Origin of the sequence: Leptospira perolatii (assembly GCF_002811875.1) — a bacterium.
In the GTDB taxonomy this organism is placed as follows: domain Bacteria; phylum Spirochaetota; class Leptospiria; order Leptospirales; family Leptospiraceae; genus Leptospira_B; species Leptospira_B perolatii.
On record NZ_NPDZ01000047.1, the window covers coordinates 1 to 561 of the forward strand.

At 40.1% G+C, this 561-nt stretch carries 1 protein-coding gene; it reads right to left on the bottom strand.

Annotated features, from left to right (window positions below; all coding sequences use genetic code 11):
- A partial coding sequence (locus CH373_RS18525; RefSeq protein ID WP_100734117.1) for a transposase occupies positions 1–480 on the bottom strand: 480 nt, incomplete at its 3' end.
- Positions 481–561 lie beyond the last annotated feature (81 nt).

Genomic DNA, 561 nt, shown 5'->3' on the forward strand with positions numbered 1-561 from the left:
AAACTTGTCCGGAATTGCGCCGTTCAGAACTTGCCAGGGGGAATAGCCAAATAACACTCCGCTCGGTCTATGATTATATTCTGGAACTGCTTTTCTAAGAGTCTGGATTACATCTTTTAGGTTTCGTTGCGGAATTCGGAAGAGAAATTCGTATTTCATTTTTTTGTGAATTGCTTCGACCATGCTGTTTGAGTATTTGATGTCGACTTGCGCGATCAATTTGCGAATACGGATCTCGGGTAGACTAATAAATTGGTCAACGAATCCGAAGTTTTCCGCACCACCATCACAGAGAAGGTGAACATTGTGCTTATTAGAAAGATTGAAAGTGGTGTAAACTTTCTGGAGATTCTGTTTTGCAATATTGGAGGAAGATACTAAGGAAACTTTCCAACCTAAAATAGCTCTTGAAAAGTTGTCCGAAATAAAATGAATGAATACTTTGGTTTGATCTGTAGTGCGAAGGGTCGTAGTATCCATGTGTAGCAGCTGAAATGGTGAATTTGCGCGGACACCTGTTCTTTGCTTAGGTTTTCTGAATACAGGTCGTTGTGGTTTTAA